Below are 17,168 nucleotides of genomic sequence, written 5' to 3' on the forward strand. Positions count from 1 at the left end.
AGTGAACATGCCTGAAAACAAGACGCCTGCAAGTAAAGTTCTCGACCGGGTCCTTGTACTTGAAATGGTTAGGGTTACCGAGGCTGCGGCCATCGCCGCATCGCGCCTGGTGGGGCGCGGTGACGAGAAGGCTGCAGACCATGCCGCAGTTGAAGCGATGCGCAAGGCTTTTGACACGCTTTACATGGACGGCACCGTCGTGATCGGCGAAGGCGAGCGGGACGAGGCGCCGATGCTGTTCATCGGCGAGAAGGTCGGCGGGGCGCCGGGCAGCGGCCCCAAGATCGACATCGCGCTCGATCCGCTCGAAGGCACGACGATCACCGCCAAGGCGGGCCCCAACGCGCTGGCCGTGCTGGCTGCGGCCGAGGAAGGCTGCCTGCTCAACGCGCCGGACGTCTACATGGAGAAGCTGGCGGTCGGCCCCGGCTATCCCGAGGGCGTGATCGATCTCAACCGCACGCCGACCGAGAACGTCGCCGCCGTCGCCGCCGCCAAGGGCGTGCGGCCTGACGAGGTCATCGTCTGCGTGCTCGATCGTCCGCGCCATGCCGACCTGATCGAGGAACTGCGCGAGATCGGCTGCGGGATCCACCTGATACCCGACGGCGACGTGGCGGGCGTGATCGCGGTGACCGACGAGGAAACCACGATCGATATCTACATGGGTTCGGGCGGCGCGCCGGAAGGCGTGCTGGCGGCGGCGGCGCTGCGCTGCGTGGGCGGCCAGATCCAGGGGCGCCTGCTGTTCCGCAACGAGGACGAGCGCAGCCGCGCGCGCAAGTGGGGCATCAAGGATCTCGACAAGATCTATACCCTGGGCGACCTTGCCAAGGGCGACTGCATCTTCGCGGCCACCGGCGTGACCGACGGTTCGCTGCTCTCGGGCGTCAAGCGCCTCAAGGGCGGCAAGATGACCACCGAAAGCGTCGTGATGCGCGCCAGCTCCGGCACCGTGCGCTGGATCAAGGGCGAGCATCGGGACCGCTGAAATGATGCCGCGGGTGCGCGTGCCGGATCGGAACTCGCGTTTCCATTCAGATATTTGTCGTGAAAACGGTCGGTTTCGGGATTTGCCGAAACCGGCCGCTTTCACATGGAAGTCACGGTGATGCGCAATGCTTTCTGTTGCAATCCGATGACTCATGGCTAGAGGCGACCGCGTCCAGCCACCCTTCACCACAAGCCGTCTCGGGGATTCGCAATGAAGATCATGTCCGGCAACAGCAACCTTCCGCTCGCACGCGCGATCGCGGGGTATCTTGAACTGCCGCTCACCGACGCCGCCGTACGCCGTTTCGCCGACGAGGAAATCTTCGTCGAGATCCACGAGAACGTGCGCGGCGAGGATGTCTTCGTCGTCCAGCCGACCAGCTATCCGGTCAACGACAACCTGATGGAGCTGCTGATCTGCATCGACGCCCTGCGTCGTGCCTCGGCCAAGCGCATCACCGCCGTGATCCCCTACTTCGGTTACGCCCGCCAGGACCGCAAGCCCGGCCCGCGCACGCCGATCTCGGCCAAGCTGGTCGCCAACCTGCTGACCGAAGCCGGTGCCGACCGCGTCCTCTCGGTCGACCTGCACGCCGGCCAGATCCAGGGCTTCTTCGACATTCCCACCGATAACCTGTTCGCGGCGCCGGTCATGGCCGCCGACATCCAGGCCCGTTACGGCGATCAGTCGCTGATGGTGGTTTCGCCCGACGTCGGCGGCGTGGTCCGCGCCCGCGCGCTGGCCAAGCGCCTCGACAACGCCCCGCTCGCCATCGTCGACAAGCGCCGCGACAAGCCCGGCCAGTCGGAAGTGATGAACATCATCGGTGACGTGAAGGGACGCGCCTGCATCCTGATCGACGACATCATCGATTCGGGCGGCACCCTCTGCAACGCCGCACAGGCGCTGATGGACGAGGGCGCCACCAGCGTCACCGCCTACATCACCCACGGCGTGCTTTCCGGCGCGGCAGTTTCGCGCGTGACCAATTCCGCGCTCAAGGAACTGGTGATCACCGATTCGATCCAGGCCACCGAAGCGGCCCAGCAGTCGGACAAGATCCGCATCCTGACGATCGCGCCGCTGATCGGCGAGGCCATCCGCCGCATTGCCGACGAAAGCTCGGTGTCCAGCCTGTTCGACTGAGCTGCGTCTTACGGACTGCGCAAATCAGGGGGCGCTCTCGCAGGAGAGCGCCCCCTTTTGTTTCATGTGGAACTTTTTGGATTTGAAAATCCGCCGCAGGCGCAAGCTCGTCACGGATGTGACGAGCGCACCCAACAAAAACCATCACGCCCAGGGACGCGCTTGCCCAGGCTCCAACCGATGCAGGGCCTCAAGCCGCCTTGCCTGCCGCGATTCGAGCGAAAGCGTGAGGATCGGCTGCGGGGTCTGGGCGAACTGGCGCGGGGACATCCCGAACAGCTGCGTGAATTCGTGGATGAGGTGGCTCTCATCGTAATAGCGCAGGGCCATTTCGTCCGCCTCGTCCTTGTCGGCCACGCCGCGCAGATAGCTGGCCATGTCGAGCGCGCGGGCACGGCGCAGGACCTGCTTGGGGGCCATGCCGAAGTCGCGACTGACCACCCGTTCGAGCTTGCGCCGCTCCACGCCGCAGACACTGGCCGCCTCCGCGATCGACATGGCCGGGTCGCGGTAGCTGATCTCCTCGAACCGGGCGCTGATCGGGTCGGGCGAGGGGCAGTTCATATGTTCGATGCGCCTGCGGACCATGTTTTCCAGCGCGAGGAGCCAGTCCTCCGGCTCGGCATGGGGTTCGAGCAGGGCCAGCATCCGGTCGGAGGGCATGGCGACTACGTCGGTCGAAACGAGGCGGTCCACATGATCGCCCACTCTCGGACCGCGCAAGGCGGTGCAGGCGCCAGGACGGAACGACATGCCGACGCTGATGAAGCTGCCGGTGACGCGGATCGGCATGCGCCGGGATTGCGGCCCGCAGAAGATCGCCGCATTGCCCGCTTCCATCCGGCCCGTGGCGGTTTCGGCTTCCCACAGTCCCGCAAGCTGGATGCGCAGGAAGGCGCTGTCGCTGAACAGGCCGCATTGCACCGTGTAGTCCACCGGCGCCGCGACTTTCGTGACGTAGAGCCGCGCCACCCACGGCGCGAGGTTCGGCGCGGGTGCCCGGTTGTAGCTGAGGGGCTGGCCCTCTCTGGTAACTCCCTGTTCCGGCGCGATCGCATGATCGATGGCCGGCCGCACTTTATGGTACATGTACCTGCTTCCGTTATGCGCGTGGTTGCGGCCCCGTTCTCTGGATAGGCAGGCGCCGGGGGCGCCGCAATGTGGGAAAAACCCATAGAGGTCTTCCACAGGCGGCTAATCCGCCCCGAAACGGCGGTATTTCCGATGATCGCTTGACCAGCCATCGTCGCGGCGGGCAGAGCATGGCGCATGAAGCTGGACAACGACATTGCCCTCGCCCTGCGCCTTGCCGATGCTGCCGGTGACGCGATCCGACCCCATTTCCGTTCTGGTGTAGGGGTGGAGAGAAAGGGCGATGCCTCGCCGGTCACGGTGGCCGATCGCGCGGCCGAGGAAGCGATGCGCCGCATCCTCAAGGCCGAGGTCCCGCGCGACGGCATCATCGGCGAGGAGTTCGGCAGCGAGGAAGGCTCATCGGGCCGGACCTGGGTGCTGGACCCGATCGACGGCACCGTGTCCTTCATCGCCGGGCGCCCGATCTTCGGCACCCTGATCGCGCTGCTGGTCGATGGCTGGCCGGTGCTGGGGATCATCGACCAGCCGATCCTGGGCGAGCGCTGGGTGGGCGCGAGCGGCCTGCCGACCACGTTCAACGGCAAGGAAGTGCGCACGCGCCCCTGCCGCGAGCTTTCCCAGGCCATGCTGGCGACGACCGGCCCGCACTATTTCGACGACCATCAGGGCGAGCACTTCATGGCGCTGGCGGCCCGGACCGACCACAAGCGCATGGTGATGGGCGGCGATTGCTACAATTACGGGCTGCTCGCCAGCGGTCATCTCGACGTGGTGTGCGAGGCCGGACTGAAGCTGCACGACTGGGCGGCACTGGTGCCCGTGGTCGAAGGCGCAGGTGGCACGATGTGCGACTGGAACGGGGAGCCGCTCCACGCCCGGTCCGACGGCCATGTCCTGGCGATCGGCGATCCGGCGCGGCTGGAGGACGTGGTCGAGGGCCTGGCCTGTCACCACTGACCGGAGGAAACCATGCGCAGGGTAGGACTCTTCGTCTACGGTACGCTCCAGCCCCACGCGGGTACGCGCATGGGCCGCTGGGTGGCGGCGCGCATGGTTTCCAGCGAGCCTGCCAGCGTGCCCGGTGCCATCCGTGCGGTGCGCGGCGGCAACGGCTGGTTTCCCGCGCTCGTGCCGGCGGGATCCGCGACACGGGTGCAAGGCACCTTCTGCGAACTGGAACTGCATCCCGGCGATCTGGCGAAGCTCGATCGCTACGAGGGGCGCGAATATCGCCGCACCGCGATGCCGGTGCGCACGGCCGCCGGGCGCAAGGCACGCGCGCAAGTCTACCTCTGGCGGATAGCCTTGCCCCAGGGCTCGCCGCCGATCCAGGGCGGCGACTATCTCGCCTGGCTGGAACGCACCGGGCGCCAGGCATTCACGACCCCGCGCAACGGCAGCTGAGGAGGCGCAGATGCGCGACAGGACGGCTATCATCACCGGCGCGGGGGCAGGGATCGGCCGCGGGCTGGTGATGCACTTCGCAGGGCTCGGCTGGCGGGTGGCCGCTCTGGACATTGACGAGGAGGCGCTGGGCGAACTCGCCGCGCTCCTGCCCGAAGACCGTTTCCTGCCGCTTCCCTGCGACGTCGGCCACGAGGCGCAGGTCCGTTCCGCCTTCGCGCGCATCGGCAAGTGGAGCGAGGCGGCGCACCTGCTGGTGAACAATGCAGGGATAGCCGATCCCGTGTCGGGCCCGCTTGAGGACCTCACATTGGCAAGCTGGCAGCGCTGGATCGATTCGAGCCTGAACGCGGCCTTCCTCTGCACCCGCGAGGCGCTGGGCCTGCTGCGCACCGGGGCGCCGGCCAGCGTGGTGCATATCGCCTCGACGCGCGCCTTGCAGTCCGAGCCGGACACTTATGCCTACGCGGCCTCCAAGGGCGGGCTCTGTGCGCTGACTCATGCCATGGCGGTCGGACTGGGGCCGGAAATCCGCGTGAATGCGGTGCTGCCGGGCTGGATCGAGACCGGCCCCTGGCAGAAGGCCGCGAAGCGCCGCGAACCGCAACATTCGGCGCAGGACCGCGCGCAGCACCCGGTGGGGCGGGTCGGCACGGTCGAGGATATCGCCGCGGCCGTCGAATGGCTTGCGGGAGAGGGCGGCGGGTTCGTGACCGGGCAGGAGATCGTCGTGGACGGCGGCATGACGCGCAAGATGATCTATATCTGATCGCGGGCATGTTCCCCGGAGCCGCCCCAGGGAACGCCGGGCAAATGAGTCCCTTGCGCTCGGGCCGTTCTCCCACTAAAGGCGCGCCCTTCAATCGACACGGTTGAGTCTCCAACAGGAGATTCGCGGGTCGGCCTGGCGAAAAGGGCTGCCATGGCTGACCGGACGTGTCCCTGTGAAAGGAAACGAAATGCCCAAGCTGAAGACCAAGAGCGGTGTGAAGAAGCGCTTCAAGCTCACCGCCACCGGCAAGGTGAAGCACGGCGTTGCCGGCAAGCGCCACCGCCTGATGAGCCATAACGGCAAGTACATCCGCCAGAATCGCGGCACCGAAGTCATTTCCGACGCCGATGCCAAGACGATCAAGAAGTGGGCGCCCTACGGGCTCAACTGAGGAGTACTGACCTATGAGCCGTATCAAGAGGGGCGTAACCACCCGCGCCAAGCACAAGCGTATTCTCGAACAGGCCAAGGGTTACCGCGGCCGTCGCAAGAACACGATCCGCGTTGCCCGTCAGGCCGTCGAAAAGGCCGGCCAGTACGCCTACCGCGACCGCAAGATCAAGAAGCGGACCTTCCGCGCTCTCTGGATTCAGCGTATCAACGCCGCCGTCCGCGCCGAAGGCCTGACCTACTCGCAGTTCATGCACGGCGTTAAGCTCGCCGGCATCGAGCTCGATCGCAAGTCGATGGCCGACCTCGCCATGAACGAGGGTTCGGTGTTCTCGGCGGTGATCGCTCAGGCGAAGGCCGCTATCCCGGCCTGAACTGTCGAAGGCGGGGCAGCGGAAGATTTCGGCTCCCCGGTTTCGCAGATCGCGAGATAAGGAAAAGGGGCGTGGGTGACATTCACCCGCGTCCTTTTTCTTTTTGGCCCTTTTCTTTTTGGCACCCTTTTTCGTGCGTGCTCGAAAAGTTTGCGCTCCCTTTCAAGTCTGATTACCACGGATGCGGGGGCGCCATGGCGCGAAGAATAGACAGGGAATGACAGCAAGGCGGGTCGTCATACAGTATTGCCCCGTACCCGCGGGGCTCGATCGATATGTCTCGGCCTTGTTCTATTGCGAAATCGAACTGGGTGAGGGGGAGCGTCTTCATGACGTCTTGTCCCCGGACTGGGCCAGCTTCCGCTTTCATTACGGCGCCAGTGTCGAAGGGACGATGCGCACCGGTTCCTCGATCGCCGATTGCCGCTTTACCATTGCCGGTCCGCGTTCCCAGGAAGTGCGCTTTTCCATGGGCGTCGCCCGCCAATGGGGTTTCCGCCTGACGCCGCTGGGCTGGGCGGCCCTGGTCGGCGTTCCTGCCGACCGTTATGCCGATACCCTGATCGACGGCGATGCCGACGAGGCTTTCGTCCAGTTCCGTCCGCTCTACGACCTGTTGTGCCCGGACCTTTCCCCCGGCGAGCAGCTGGACGTGCTGACGCATTTTCTCGAAGCCATGCCGCGCCGCGCCGTGCCGCATGAGGCGCTGATCCTGGCCATCTGCGAGGCTCTGGCCGACCCGGAAATGCGTTCCGCCACCGATCTGGCCGCACGGGTTCGCGCGCATCCCCGAACCGTCGAGCGGGTCTGCCGCGCCGCTTTCGGCTTTTCGCCCAAGCTCCTGCTGCGCCGCCAGCGGTTCCTGCGCAGCATCGACCAGTTCACGCGGGAGCCCAAACGCAAGTGGATCGGGGCGATCGATGCGGCCTATCACGACCAGGCCCAGTTCGTCCGCGATTTCCGGGCCTTCATGGGCATGACCCCGCGGCAATATGCGCAGCTGGAGAAGCCGGTCACCGGGCTGGTCATGCGCGAGCGGGCGCGTAGCGTTCGGTAATATACGCGCCGAAGCAGTCGTTGCGATTTGGCCGCCGTCCCCTTAAGGACCGCGCTTCCAGATATCAGCAACAGTCAGGCAGACCACCAGTGGACTACGCAGCAACCGGCCAGGAGGCGCTCTCGCGGATTGCGGAAGCATCCGATCTCGAAACGCTGGAGGCCCTGCGTGTCGCGTTTCTGGGCAAGCAGGGATCGATCTCCGGCCTGCTGAAGACACTGGGCAAGCTCGACCCTGAAGAGCGCAAGGTTGAAGGCCCCAAGATCCACGCCCTGCGCGAAAGCGTGAGCGACGCGCTCACTGCCCGCAAGGACGCGCTGGAGACGGCGGCGCTGACCGCCCGTCTGGCCGCCGAGACCATCGACCTCTCGCTGCCCGCGCCCGAAACGCCGCGCGGCACCGTCCACCCGATCTCGCAAGTGATGGACGAGATTGCCGAGATCTTCGCCGACCTCGGCTTCTCGGTCGCCACCGGGCCGGAGATCGAGGACGACTGGCACAACTTCACCGCGCTCAACATGCCGGAAAGCCACCCGGCGCGCGCGATGCACGACACGTTCTATTTCCCGGACCGTGACGCCCAGAACCGCGAGATGCTGCTGCGCACGCACACTTCGCCGGTGCAGATGCGCACGATGCTCAAGGACGGCGCGCCGCTGCGCATCATCGCGCCGGGCCGCGTCTACCGTTCGGACAGCGACGCCACCCACACGCCGATGTTCCACCAGGTCGAAGGTCTGGTGATCGACAAGCAGGTTCACCTCGGCCACCTGAAGTGGACGCTGGAAACCTTCCTGAAGGCGTTCTTCGAGCGCGAGGACATCGTCCTGCGCCTGCGCCCCAGCTACTTCCCCTTCACCGAACCCTCGGTGGAAGCGGATATCGGTTTCACCCTGATCGACGGCAAGCGCGTGATCGGCGGCGATCCGTCCAAGGGCGAGGGCGGCTGGATGGAAGTGCTCGGCTCGGGCATGGTCAACCGCCGCGTCATCGAATTCGCCGGGCTCGATCCCGACGAATGGCAGGGTTTCGCCTTCGGCATCGGCATCGATCGCCTTGCCATGCTGAAGTACGGCATGGACGACCTGCGCGCCTTCTTCGACGGCGATGTGCGCTGGCTCTCCCACTACGGTTTCTCCGCCCTCGACGTGCCGACCCTTTCGGGCGGCGTTGGCACTCCGGCCTGAGCGCGGGAAGGATCTAGAAAATGAAGTTCTCGCTTTCCTGGCTCAAGCAGTACCTTGAGACCCATGCCTCGCTTGAGGATATCGCCCTGAAGCTCAACGCCATCGGCCTTGAGGTCGAAGGCATCGAAGACCCCGCCGCCAAGCTGGCCGGTTTCCGCGTCGCCAAGGTGCTGACGGCGGACAAGCATCCGCAGGCGGACAAGCTGCAGGTCCTCACCGTCGATACGGGCGAGGGCGTGCTGCAGGTCGTCTGCGGCGCACCCAATGCGCGTGCGGGCCTTGTCGGCGTGCTCGGCCTTCCCGGCGCGACCGTGCCCGCCAACGGCATGGTGCTGAAGGTCGCGGCCGTGCGCGGCGTCGAATCGAACGGCATGATGTGCTCCACGCGCGAGCTGGAGCTGGGCGAAGATCACGACGGCATCATCGAACTGCCCGAGGATGCACCGGTCGGCACGCCTTTCGCGAACTACCACGGCGCCGATCCGGTGATCGAGGTCGCCGTGACCCCCAACCGCCCGGACTGCATGGGCGTCTACGGCATCGCGCGCGATCTGGCCGCCGCCGGTCTCGGCACGCTGAAGCCGATCGAGGTGCTGGATATCGCCGGCAGCTTCCCCTGCCCGGTGGAAGTCCGCACCGACGATGCCGAGGGTTGCCCGGCGTTCTATGGCCGCGTAATCAAGGGCGTGAAGAACGGCCCTTCGCCGCAGTGGCTTCAGGAACGCCTGAAGGCGGCTGGTCAGCGTCCGATCTCGGCGCTGGTCGATGCGACCAACTACATCATGTTGGCCTATGGCCGCCCGGCTCACGCCTATGACCTTGCCAAGCTGAACGGCAGTGTCGTCGCGCGCCGCGCGCACGACGGCGAGACTGTCGTCGCGCTGAACGAGAAGACCTACACGCTCGATGCCGAGATGACCGTGATCGCCGACGATTCGGGCGTTCACGACATTGCCGGGATCATGGGCGGCGAGCATTCGGGCTGCGGTGAAGAAACCACCGACGTCCTGCTCGAAATCGCCTATTTCGATCCCGAGCGCATTGCCAGGACCGGCCGCAAGCTCAACCTGACCTCGGACGCGCGCAGCCGCTTCGAGCGCGGGATCGATCCGAACTTCCTCGACACCGGTCTCGATCACCTGACCCAGCTGATCCAGACGCTGTGCGGCGGTGAGGCCTCGCAGGCGGTGCGCAGCGGCGCGGCCCCGGCCACGCCGAAGATCGTTCACTTCGATCCGGCCCTGACCGAGAAGCTGGGCGGCGTCCGCATCGAAGCGGCCGAACAGCAGCGCATCCTTGAGAGCCTGGGCTTCTCGGTCGTGGCCGAGCAGGCGAATTTCGACAAGGCATGGGCCGTCACCGTTCCCGGCTGGCGCCCGGACGTGGACGGCGCGCCTGACATCGTCGAGGAAGTCGTCCGCATCAACGGCCTCGACAAGGTGACCAGCGTTGCCCTGCCGCGCGCCGACGGCGTTGCCCGTCCGACCGCTACGCCGACGCAGGCGCTGGAGCGCCGCGTTCGCCGCGCCGCTGCCGCGCGCGGTCTGCACGAGGCCGTCACCTGGTCGTTCCTGCCTTCTGCTGAGGCCGATGCCTTCGCGGACGGCAACGACCTGTGGTCGCTGGCCAACCCGATCAGCGAGGACATGAAGGTCATGCGGCCTTCGCTGCTGCCGGGCCTGCTCATGGCGGCCAAGCGCAACCTCGATCGCGGCGCTTCGTCGCTCCGCCTGTTCGAACTGGGCCGTCGCTATCTGCGCGGCGCGGGCGGTGCGAGCGACGAGCGTCTGGCGCTGGGCTTCGTGCTGGCGGGCGAAAAGGTCTCGCGCGGCTGGGCGACGGGCAAGGCGACCGTGTTCGATGCTTACGATGCCAAGGCCGAAGTCACGGCGCTCCTGGCCGAAGCGGGCGCTCCGGTCGAAAAGTTGCAGGTCATGGGTGAGGCCGGTTCGCAGTTCCACCCCGGCCAGTCGGCCACGCTGCGCCTTGGGCCCAAGAACGTGCTGGCGCGCTTCGGCATGCTGCACCCGGCGGTCGCCAGGCAGTTCGACATCGAAGGCCCGGTGGCGATTGCCGAGATCTATCTCGACGCTATCCCCGGCAAGAAGGGCGCCGCTACTTTCGCCCGTACCCGCTACGCGCCCCCGGCGCTGCAGGCGGTGACGCGCGACTACGCGTTCTTGGTGCCTGCGGAACTGCCGGCGGGCGATCTCGTCCGCATGGTTGCGGGCGTGGACAAGGCGAACATCGTTTCGGCCCGTCTCTTCGACGATTTCCGTGGGACCGGCGTGCCGGAAGGGCAGAAGTCGCTCGCGCTCGAAGTCACGCTCCAGCCGCTCGAAAAGAGCTACAAGGAAGAGGACCTCAAGGCGATCAGCGACAAGGTAACCGCCGCCGCCGCCAAGCTGGGCGCGGTGCTGCGGGGGTGATGCAATGCGTCGTCCCGGATCGAGCCCGGGACGACGGACAATCAGGAGTGAGCCGGTGACCGACTTGGACTTCGTGACCATCTCTTCCGGCGATCTCTCCGCCCGGATCGCGCCGTTCGGGGCCGAACTCTGGTCGCTGACCGACCGCGCGGGCCGCGAATACATGACCGATGCCGACCCGGCGTTCTGGACCGGCCATGCGCCGATCCTGTTTCCCATCGTCGGCGCGCTCAGCGGCGGTCGCTACCGGCTGGACGGGCGCGAATATGCTTTGCCCAAGCACGGGTTTGCCCGCCATTTGCTGTTCGAAGTGGTCGAAACCGCGCCGGATCGCGCCCGTTTCCGCCTGCGTGACAGCGACGAAACCCGCAAGGTCTATCCTTTCGCTTTCGTGCTGGAACTGGAGTTCCGCCTCGAAGCCATGTCCTTGCACATGACCGCGGCGGTGACGAACGCGGGCGGCGAGGCCATGCCGTTCAGCTTCGGCTACCACCCCGCCTTCGCCTGGCCGCTGCCGGGCGGCGCGGCCAAGGCCGACCACACGATCGCTTTCGAGCAGGGCGAACCCCAGCCGATCCGCCGCATCGACATGGCGACCGGCCTGGTCATGCCCGAGCCGGTGGCAACGCCGGTCGAAGGACACCTGCTCACCCCCGATGCCGCGCTGTTCGAGACCGACGCGTTGATCTGGGACCGCCTTGCCAGCCGCGCGCTCACCTTCGGGGCGCCGGGCGGCGGGCAGCTTGCCGTTGCGTTTCCCGATACGCCGATGCTGGGTATCTGGCAGAAGCCGGGCGCGAACTATCTCTGCATCGAACCCTGGCAGGGCGTGGCCGATCCGCTCGGTTATACCGGTGACTTCCGCGCCAAGCCCGGCGTGCTTTCGCTCGAACCCGGTGCAAGCCGGAGCTTCCGCATGGACGTCAGCGTCCTCACCGCCGATTGAAGGAGACTTTCCCCATGAAGACCGCACTCGTGACCGGCGCCACCGCCGGAATCGGCGAAGCCTGTGCCCGCGCGTTCGTGGCCGAAGGCTGGCGCGTGATCGGCACCGGCCGCCGTGCCGAGCGTCTGGAAGCCCTGAAGGCGGAACTCGGCGCCGACATGTTCCACGGTGCCGTCTTCGACGTGCGCGACGAAGCCGCGCGTGACACGGCCCTGGCCGCGCTCCCGGCCGAGTTCGCCGGGATCGACTGCCTCGTCAACAATGCGGGCCTCGCGCTCGGCACCGAACCGGCCCAGAGCGCCTCGCTCGAAAGCTGGAAGACGATGATCGACACCAACGTCACCGCGCTGGTCTCGCTCACCCACAAGCTGCTGCCCGCGCTGGTCGCGCGCAAGGGCGCGATCGTCAACTTGTCCTCGGTGGCGGCGACTTATCCCTATACCGGCGGCAACGTCTACGGCGGCACCAAGGCTTTCGTGCATCAGTTCTCGCTCGGCCTGCGCTCGGACCTCGCGGGCACCGGTGTGCGCGTCACATCGATCGAGCCGGGCATGGTGGAGACCGAGTTCACGCTGGTCCGCACCGGCGGCAACCAGCAGGCCTCGGACACTCTCTATGGCGGCGCCAATCCGATGACCGGCGAGGATATTGCCCGGACCGTGCTCTGGGTGGCCACCCTGCCGCCGCATCTCAACATCAACACGCTGGAACTGATGCCGGTGAGCCAGTCCTTCGCTGGTTTCCAGGTCGCGCGCGAAGGCTAATGGGGATGACGGGGGAGCAGGCGTGCCCCGCTTTCCCTTGCATCTGGCCCTTGCCATCTGGCCCCTTTCCATCTGGCCCCGCGCCCAGTAATAGCGCGCCGATGAGCAACGTCCCCCACCAGTCCCGGCGCACTTTCGCGATCATCTCGCACCCTGACGCCGGCAAGACCACCCTGACCGAGAAGCTGCTGCTGCAAGGCGGCGCCATCCACCTGGCAGGGCAGGTCAAGGCCCGCGGCGCCGCGCGCCGTGCGCGGTCGGACTGGATGAAGATCGAGCAGCAGCGCGGCATTTCCGTGACCAGCTCGGTCATGACCTTCGAGCGCGACGGGATCACTTTCAACCTGCTCGACACGCCGGGTCACGAGGACTTCTCGGAAGACACCTACCGCACGCTCACGGCGGTCGATTCGGCGATCATGGTGATCGACGCTGCCAAGGGCATCGAGCCGCAGACCCGCAAGCTCTTCGAGGTCTGCCGCCTGCGCTCGGTGCCGATCATCACTTTCATCAACAAAGTGGACCGCGAAGGCCGCGCCTGTTTCGACTTGATGGACGAAGTGGCCGACATGCTGGCGCTCGACGTCTGCCCGATGTCCTGGCCGGTCGGCATGGGCGGCCTGTTCGAGGGCATTCTCGATATCGAGAGCGGCAAGATCAGCCGCCCGGAAGGCGCGAGCAAGGAATTCCTCGGCAAAGTCGATGAAAATGCGACCCTGCCCGACGCGGTGGCCGAGGAACTCGAACTGGCCCAGGCCGGTTATCCCGAATTCGACGTCGAGGCCTATCGCGGCGGCGACCTTACGCCGGTCTATTTCGGCTCCGCGCTCAAGAACTTCGGCGTCACCGAACTGATCGATGCCATCGAGAAGTTCGCCCCGCCGCCGCGCCCGCAGCCCTCGAACGAGGGCACGATCGAGCCGGACAACAAGGAAGTCACCGGCTTCATCTTCAAGGTCCAGGCCAACATGGACCCGATGCACCGCGACCGCATCGCCTTCATGCGGCTGGTCTCGGGCACCTTCAAACGTGGCATGAAGCTGACGCCGTCGGGCCTGGGCAAGCCGATCGCGGTCCACTCGCCGATCCTGTTCTTCGCGCAGGACCGCGAGATCGCCGACAATGCCGAGCCGGGCGACATCATCGGCATTCCCAACCACGGCACCCTGCGCGTGGGCGATACCCTTTCGGAGAAGAACCAGGTCCGCTTCACCGGCCTGCCGAACTTCGCGCCGGAAATCCTGCGCCGCGTGGCGCTGAAGGATCCGACCAAGACCAAGCAGCTGCGCAAGGCGCTGGACGATCTGTCGGAGGAGGGCGTGATCCAGGTGTTCTACCCGGAGATCGGCTCGCAGTGGATCGTCGGCGTGGTCGGCCAGCTGCAGCTCGACGTGCTGATCAGCCGTCTGGAAGCCGAATACAAGGTGGAAGCCGTGCTGGAAGGCTCGCCCTTCGACACCGCCCGCTGGCTCAAGGGCGACGACAAGGCCCTGCGCGACTTCGGCGAGTTCAACAAGATGAACCTCGCCCGCGACCGCGACGGCGACCCGGTGTTCATGGCCCGCTCCGCCTGGGACGTGAGCTACCAGCAGGAACGCAACCCGGACCTGACCTTCAGCGCGACCAAGGAACGCTGATACCTCGGTAAACCTGGGGTGACGTTCCGACAGGTTCGGGATGATCCTTCGACAAGCTCAGGATGAGCGGGCGTGGTGCATAAACCTCTCAACCCGCTCAGGCTGAGCCTGTCGAAGCCCCCGCATAATCACGCCAAGCCCGGAACCTGACAGGACGCCGATGGATTGCTACAGCCAGCATCCCTTCGGAGTCCTTCGTTGCAGATCAAGTTCGCCAGCTACAACATCCACAAGGCCGTCGGTCTCGACCGGCGGCGCGATCCCGAGCGCATCCTGACGGTCCTGCGCGAAATCGACGCCGACGTGGTGGCGCTACAGGAAGTGGACCGCCGCTTCGGCCGCCGGATGAGCGCGCTGCCGCTCGATGCGATCCACACCACGACCGACTACGTTCCCGTACCGCTCTCGATGAAGCCGGACAGCCTGGGCTGGCATGGCAACGCGATCCTGGTGCGCAAGGGCATCGAACTGCTCCAGGCCGAGGCGGTGCCGCTGCCGGTGCTGGAGCCGCGCGGAGCGATCCGCGCCGACCTTTCGCGCGACGGGCAGCGCTTCCGGGTGGTGGGCATGCACCTCGATCTTTCCGGTCTGCGGCGCCGGTTGCAGGTGCGAAGTGTGCTGGCCCATGTCCACGAATGCGAGGCCGCCGTGCCCACGGTGATGATGGGCGATCTCAATGAATGGTCGGCGGGCGGCGGCTGTTTTCGGGAGTTCCACGCGCCCTGGCAGGTGCTGGCGCCGGGCCGGAGCTTTCCTTCCCGAAGGCCGCTGGCACGGCTCGATCGCATCATAGTGTCTGAAGAGTGGGCAGTTTTGGGAACAAACGTTCATCATAGCCCCCTTGCCGCGATAGGATCGGACCATTTGCCGGTCTTTGCGTCGCTTGAGTTGCCTAAAAAATAGGCAACTGCTCAGGAATTGAGCGGCGGTTCATGCTGCACTTGCGTTGAGCGGAATAAATTCTCCGCCGAATCCCGCCGATTGGTAAATTGGCATGCCCCTTGCTTATCCAGTTTCAACCGGCGCGGGGCCGGTAACAAACAGGGGATAGGCATGAAGTTCATCATAGCCATCATCAAACCCTTCAAGCTCGACGAAGTTCGGGAGGCGTTGGGCGCAATCGGTGTCGCCGGGATGACCGTGTCCGAAGTGAAGGGCTTCGGACGGCAGAAGGGTCAGACCGAAATCTATCGTGGGGCCGAGTACTCGACCAACATGCTCCCGAAAGTGAAGATCGAAGTGGCCGCGCCGGACGATCTGGCGCCGAAGATCGTGGAAACGATCCAGCAGGTCGCCAGCACCGAAGCCATCGGCGACGGCAAGATCTTCGTCCTCGACCTTGCCTCAGCCATGCGCATCCGCACCGGCGAGTCCGGGGACACCGCGCTTTGACCGGCGCTTTCGACAGGAGGGAAACCACGATGAACCGCAAGATTCTTTGCGGCGCCGGCGCACTGGGTGCGTCGCTGTTCGCCGCCATGCCTGCCTGGGCCCAGGAAGCCGCCACGGCTCCGGCCCCGGTGCCCAACCCCGGCAACAATGCCTGGATGATGACCTCGACCCTGCTGGTCCTGCTCATGATCCTTCCCGGCCTCATGCTGTTCTACGGTGGTCTCACCCGCTCGAAGAACATGCTCTCGACGATGACGCAGATCGGTGCCGCTGCCTCGCTGGCGATGGTGCTCTGGGTCATCTACGGCTACGGCCTCGCTTTCGGCCCGGAAGGCAACGCCTTCATCAGCTGGGGCAAGTTCTTCCTCGCCGGCGTCACGCCTGACAGCACCGCTGCAACGTTCAGCGACGAAGTGATCAGCGAATATATCTTCATCTGCTTCCAGATGACCTTCGCTGCCATCACGCTCGCGCTCGTGCTCGGTTCGACGGTGGAACGCATCAAGTTCTCGGCCGTGATGGTCTTCGCGATCGTCTGGCTGACGATCGTCTACTTCCCGATCGCGCACATGGTCTGGGCAGCCGGCGGCTTCCTGTTCGAAGGCAAGATGTTCGGCACCGAACTGCCTGCCGCGCTCGATTTCGCGGGCGGCACCGTCGTCCACATCAATGCCGGCGTCGCCGCGCTGGTGGCTGCGATCATCCTGGGCAAGCGCAAGGGCTATCCGCAGGAACCGATGCCGCCGCACTCGCTGACGCTGACCATGGTCGGCACCGGTCTGCTGTGGGTGGGCTGGTTCGGCTTCAACGCCGGTTCGGCGCTCGAAGCCAACGGTTCGGCCGCACTGGCCATGATCAACACGTTCGTCGCCACGGCGTCGGCAGGCCTGGCCTGGATGGTCACCGAGCGTCTCGCCGGTCACAAGGGTTCGGCGCTCGGCTTCTGCTCGGGCATCGTCGCCGGTCTCGTCGCGGTCACCCCGGCTGCGGGCAACTCGGGTCCCTTCGGCGCTCTCGTCCTCGGTGCGGTCGCTTCGGTGATCTGCTTCTTCGCGGTCAGCAAGCTCAAGCCCATGTTCGGCTATGATGACGCGCTCGACGCTTTCGGCGTCCACGGCGTGGGCGGCATCGTCGGCGCCATCGGCACCGGCATCGTCTACTCGCCCGCGCTGGGCGGCCCCGGCGGCGACGACTTCTCGATGGGCTCGCAGGTCGCCACCCAGATCATCGCGGTCCTGGTCGCCATCGTCTGGTCGGCCATCGGCACCACGGTTGCCGTACTCATCGCCAAGGCCGTCACCGGACTGCGGGTCTCGCCCGAAGTCGAACTCGAAGGCCTCGACATCGGCGAGCACGGGGAGCGCGCCTACAACTGATCAAAGAGCTTGGCGGCGGCGGATATTTCTTCCTCTCCTACGATCCGTCGCCGCCTACCGGTGTTCCTCCTGCGAACACAACCTCAAGGGCCGGAGCCAGCCGCTCCGGCCCTTTTTTCGTGCCATTTCGCTTTGTAGTCGCGCCTGCTTGTGGGATGCTGCCGGGCTTGCTCTCCAGCGACCATCGGGGCGCGGAGACGGTCAG

17 protein-coding genes are annotated in these 17,168 nt (G+C 65.9%); 16 read left to right on the forward strand and 1 reads right to left on the reverse strand.

Features of this window, described 5'->3' with window-relative positions; genetic code table 11:
* Positions 1-7: 7 nt before the first annotated feature.
* Together glpX and NTCA1_RS04015 are read left to right on the forward strand one after the other, a co-directional pair.
* A complete protein-coding gene (gene glpX / locus NTCA1_RS04010) occupies positions 8-991 on the forward strand; it encodes a class II fructose-bisphosphatase (protein WP_086492696.1) in 984 nt (327 codons plus the stop codon).
* 213 nt (positions 992-1,204) lie between these two features.
* Entirely contained in the window at positions 1,205-2,140 is a 936-nt protein-coding gene (locus NTCA1_RS04015; RefSeq protein ID WP_086492697.1) for a ribose-phosphate pyrophosphokinase, read from the forward strand.
* A 144-nt stretch (positions 2,141-2,284) separates the two neighbouring features.
* Here the strand turns inward: NTCA1_RS04015 and NTCA1_RS04020 are convergent, their stop codons facing one another.
* Positions 2,285-3,229 (reverse strand): helix-turn-helix domain-containing protein, encoded by a 945-nt coding sequence (locus tag NTCA1_RS04020; RefSeq protein WP_159828583.1) that lies wholly within the window; start codon positions 3,227-3,229, stop codon positions 2,285-2,287.
* A 180-nt stretch (positions 3,230-3,409) separates the two neighbouring features.
* On the opposite strand from NTCA1_RS04020, the gene hisN reads away from it, so the two are divergent.
* The 14 genes from hisN (at position 3,410) to NTCA1_RS04090 (ending at position 16,963) form a co-directional block, all read left to right on the forward strand.
* A complete protein-coding gene (hisN, locus tag NTCA1_RS04025; protein ID WP_086492699.1) occupies positions 3,410-4,192 on the forward strand; it encodes a histidinol-phosphatase in 783 nt (260 codons plus the stop codon).
* A 12-nt stretch (positions 4,193-4,204) separates the two neighbouring features.
* Positions 4,205-4,639 carry a gamma-glutamylcyclotransferase family protein gene (locus NTCA1_RS04030; RefSeq protein WP_159828586.1) on the forward strand — a complete coding sequence of 145 codons (435 nt, stop codon included), beginning with the start codon at positions 4,205-4,207 and terminating at the stop codon, positions 4,637-4,639.
* Positions 4,640-4,649: 10 nt separating this feature from the next.
* Positions 4,650-5,408, forward strand: coding sequence for an SDR family NAD(P)-dependent oxidoreductase (locus tag NTCA1_RS04035; RefSeq protein WP_159828589.1), 759 nt, complete (start codon positions 4,650-4,652; stop codon positions 5,406-5,408).
* Between the two features lie 190 nt (positions 5,409-5,598).
* Positions 5,599-5,802, forward strand: coding sequence for a 50S ribosomal protein L35 (gene rpmI, locus NTCA1_RS04040; protein ID WP_021232722.1), 204 nt, complete (start codon positions 5,599-5,601; stop codon positions 5,800-5,802).
* A gap of 13 nt (positions 5,803-5,815) precedes the next feature.
* A complete protein-coding gene (gene rplT / locus NTCA1_RS04045) occupies positions 5,816-6,175 on the forward strand; it encodes a 50S ribosomal protein L20 (protein ID WP_021232721.1) in 360 nt (119 codons plus the stop codon).
* Between the two features lie 217 nt (positions 6,176-6,392).
* On the forward strand, positions 6,393-7,232 hold the full coding sequence (locus NTCA1_RS04050; protein ID WP_159828592.1) for a helix-turn-helix domain-containing protein: 840 nt from the start codon (positions 6,393-6,395) through the stop codon (positions 7,230-7,232).
* Positions 7,233-7,321: 89 nt separating this feature from the next.
* Positions 7,322-8,419 carry a phenylalanine--tRNA ligase subunit alpha gene (pheS, locus tag NTCA1_RS04055; protein ID WP_159828595.1) on the forward strand — a complete coding sequence of 366 codons (1,098 nt, stop codon included), beginning with the start codon at positions 7,322-7,324 and terminating at the stop codon, positions 8,417-8,419.
* Positions 8,420-8,439: 20 nt separating this feature from the next.
* The gene (gene pheT, locus NTCA1_RS04060; protein WP_159828598.1) at positions 8,440-10,848 is read left to right on the forward strand and encodes a phenylalanine--tRNA ligase subunit beta; all 2,409 of its coding nucleotides are present in this window, start codon (positions 8,440-8,442) and stop codon (positions 10,846-10,848) included.
* Between the two features lie 55 nt (positions 10,849-10,903).
* Positions 10,904-11,794, forward strand: a complete 891-nt coding sequence (locus NTCA1_RS04065; RefSeq protein ID WP_201282411.1) for an aldose 1-epimerase family protein — start codon at positions 10,904-10,906, stop codon at positions 11,792-11,794.
* A 14-nt stretch (positions 11,795-11,808) separates the two neighbouring features.
* Positions 11,809-12,558, forward strand: a complete 750-nt coding sequence (locus NTCA1_RS04070; RefSeq protein ID WP_159828604.1) for an SDR family NAD(P)-dependent oxidoreductase — start codon at positions 11,809-11,811, stop codon at positions 12,556-12,558.
* A gap of 101 nt (positions 12,559-12,659) precedes the next feature.
* Positions 12,660-14,195 carry a peptide chain release factor 3 gene (locus NTCA1_RS04075; RefSeq protein WP_159828607.1) on the forward strand — a complete coding sequence of 512 codons (1,536 nt, stop codon included), beginning with the start codon at positions 12,660-12,662 and terminating at the stop codon, positions 14,193-14,195.
* A 198-nt stretch (positions 14,196-14,393) separates the two neighbouring features.
* Positions 14,394-15,098, forward strand: coding sequence for an endonuclease/exonuclease/phosphatase family protein (locus NTCA1_RS04080; RefSeq protein ID WP_159828610.1), 705 nt, complete (start codon positions 14,394-14,396; stop codon positions 15,096-15,098).
* A 150-nt stretch (positions 15,099-15,248) separates the two neighbouring features.
* Positions 15,249-15,587, forward strand: coding sequence for a P-II family nitrogen regulator (locus NTCA1_RS04085; protein WP_086492709.1), 339 nt, complete (start codon positions 15,249-15,251; stop codon positions 15,585-15,587).
* 29 nt (positions 15,588-15,616) lie between these two features.
* Positions 15,617-16,963 carry an ammonium transporter gene (locus NTCA1_RS04090; RefSeq protein WP_159828613.1) on the forward strand — a complete coding sequence of 449 codons (1,347 nt, stop codon included), beginning with the start codon at positions 15,617-15,619 and terminating at the stop codon, positions 16,961-16,963.
* Positions 16,964-17,168 lie beyond the last annotated feature (205 nt).

The sequence above is a fragment of the Novosphingobium sp. TCA1 genome (genome assembly GCF_009811895.1).
Lineage (GTDB): Bacteria > Pseudomonadota > Alphaproteobacteria > Sphingomonadales > Sphingomonadaceae > Novosphingobium > Novosphingobium panipatense_A.

Bases quoted from the DNA above. Each gene is read 5' to 3' on its own strand.
- glpX (WP_086492696.1), top strand. From the start codon at position 8: ATGCCTGAAAACAAGACGCCTGCAAGTAAAGTTCTCGACCGGGTCCTT.
- NTCA1_RS04015 (WP_086492697.1), top strand. From the start codon at position 1,205: ATGAAGATCATGTCCGGCAACAGCAACCTTCCGCTCGCACGCGCGATC.
- NTCA1_RS04020 (WP_159828583.1), bottom strand. From the start codon at position 3,229: ATGTACCATAAAGTGCGGCCGGCCATCGATCATGCGATCGCGCCGGAA.
- hisN (WP_086492699.1), top strand. From the start codon at position 3,410: ATGAAGCTGGACAACGACATTGCCCTCGCCCTGCGCCTTGCCGATGCT.
- NTCA1_RS04030 (WP_159828586.1), top strand. From the start codon at position 4,205: ATGCGCAGGGTAGGACTCTTCGTCTACGGTACGCTCCAGCCCCACGCG.
- NTCA1_RS04035 (WP_159828589.1), top strand. From the start codon at position 4,650: ATGCGCGACAGGACGGCTATCATCACCGGCGCGGGGGCAGGGATCGGC.
- rpmI (WP_021232722.1), top strand. From the start codon at position 5,599: ATGCCCAAGCTGAAGACCAAGAGCGGTGTGAAGAAGCGCTTCAAGCTC.
- rplT (WP_021232721.1), top strand. From the start codon at position 5,816: ATGAGCCGTATCAAGAGGGGCGTAACCACCCGCGCCAAGCACAAGCGT.
- NTCA1_RS04050 (WP_159828592.1), top strand. From the start codon at position 6,393: ATGACAGCAAGGCGGGTCGTCATACAGTATTGCCCCGTACCCGCGGGG.
- pheT (WP_159828598.1), top strand. From the start codon at position 8,440: ATGAAGTTCTCGCTTTCCTGGCTCAAGCAGTACCTTGAGACCCATGCC.
- NTCA1_RS04070 (WP_159828604.1), top strand. From the start codon at position 11,809: ATGAAGACCGCACTCGTGACCGGCGCCACCGCCGGAATCGGCGAAGCC.
- NTCA1_RS04075 (WP_159828607.1), top strand. From the start codon at position 12,660: ATGAGCAACGTCCCCCACCAGTCCCGGCGCACTTTCGCGATCATCTCG.
- NTCA1_RS04085 (WP_086492709.1), top strand. From the start codon at position 15,249: ATGAAGTTCATCATAGCCATCATCAAACCCTTCAAGCTCGACGAAGTT.
- NTCA1_RS04090 (WP_159828613.1), top strand. From the start codon at position 15,617: ATGAACCGCAAGATTCTTTGCGGCGCCGGCGCACTGGGTGCGTCGCTG.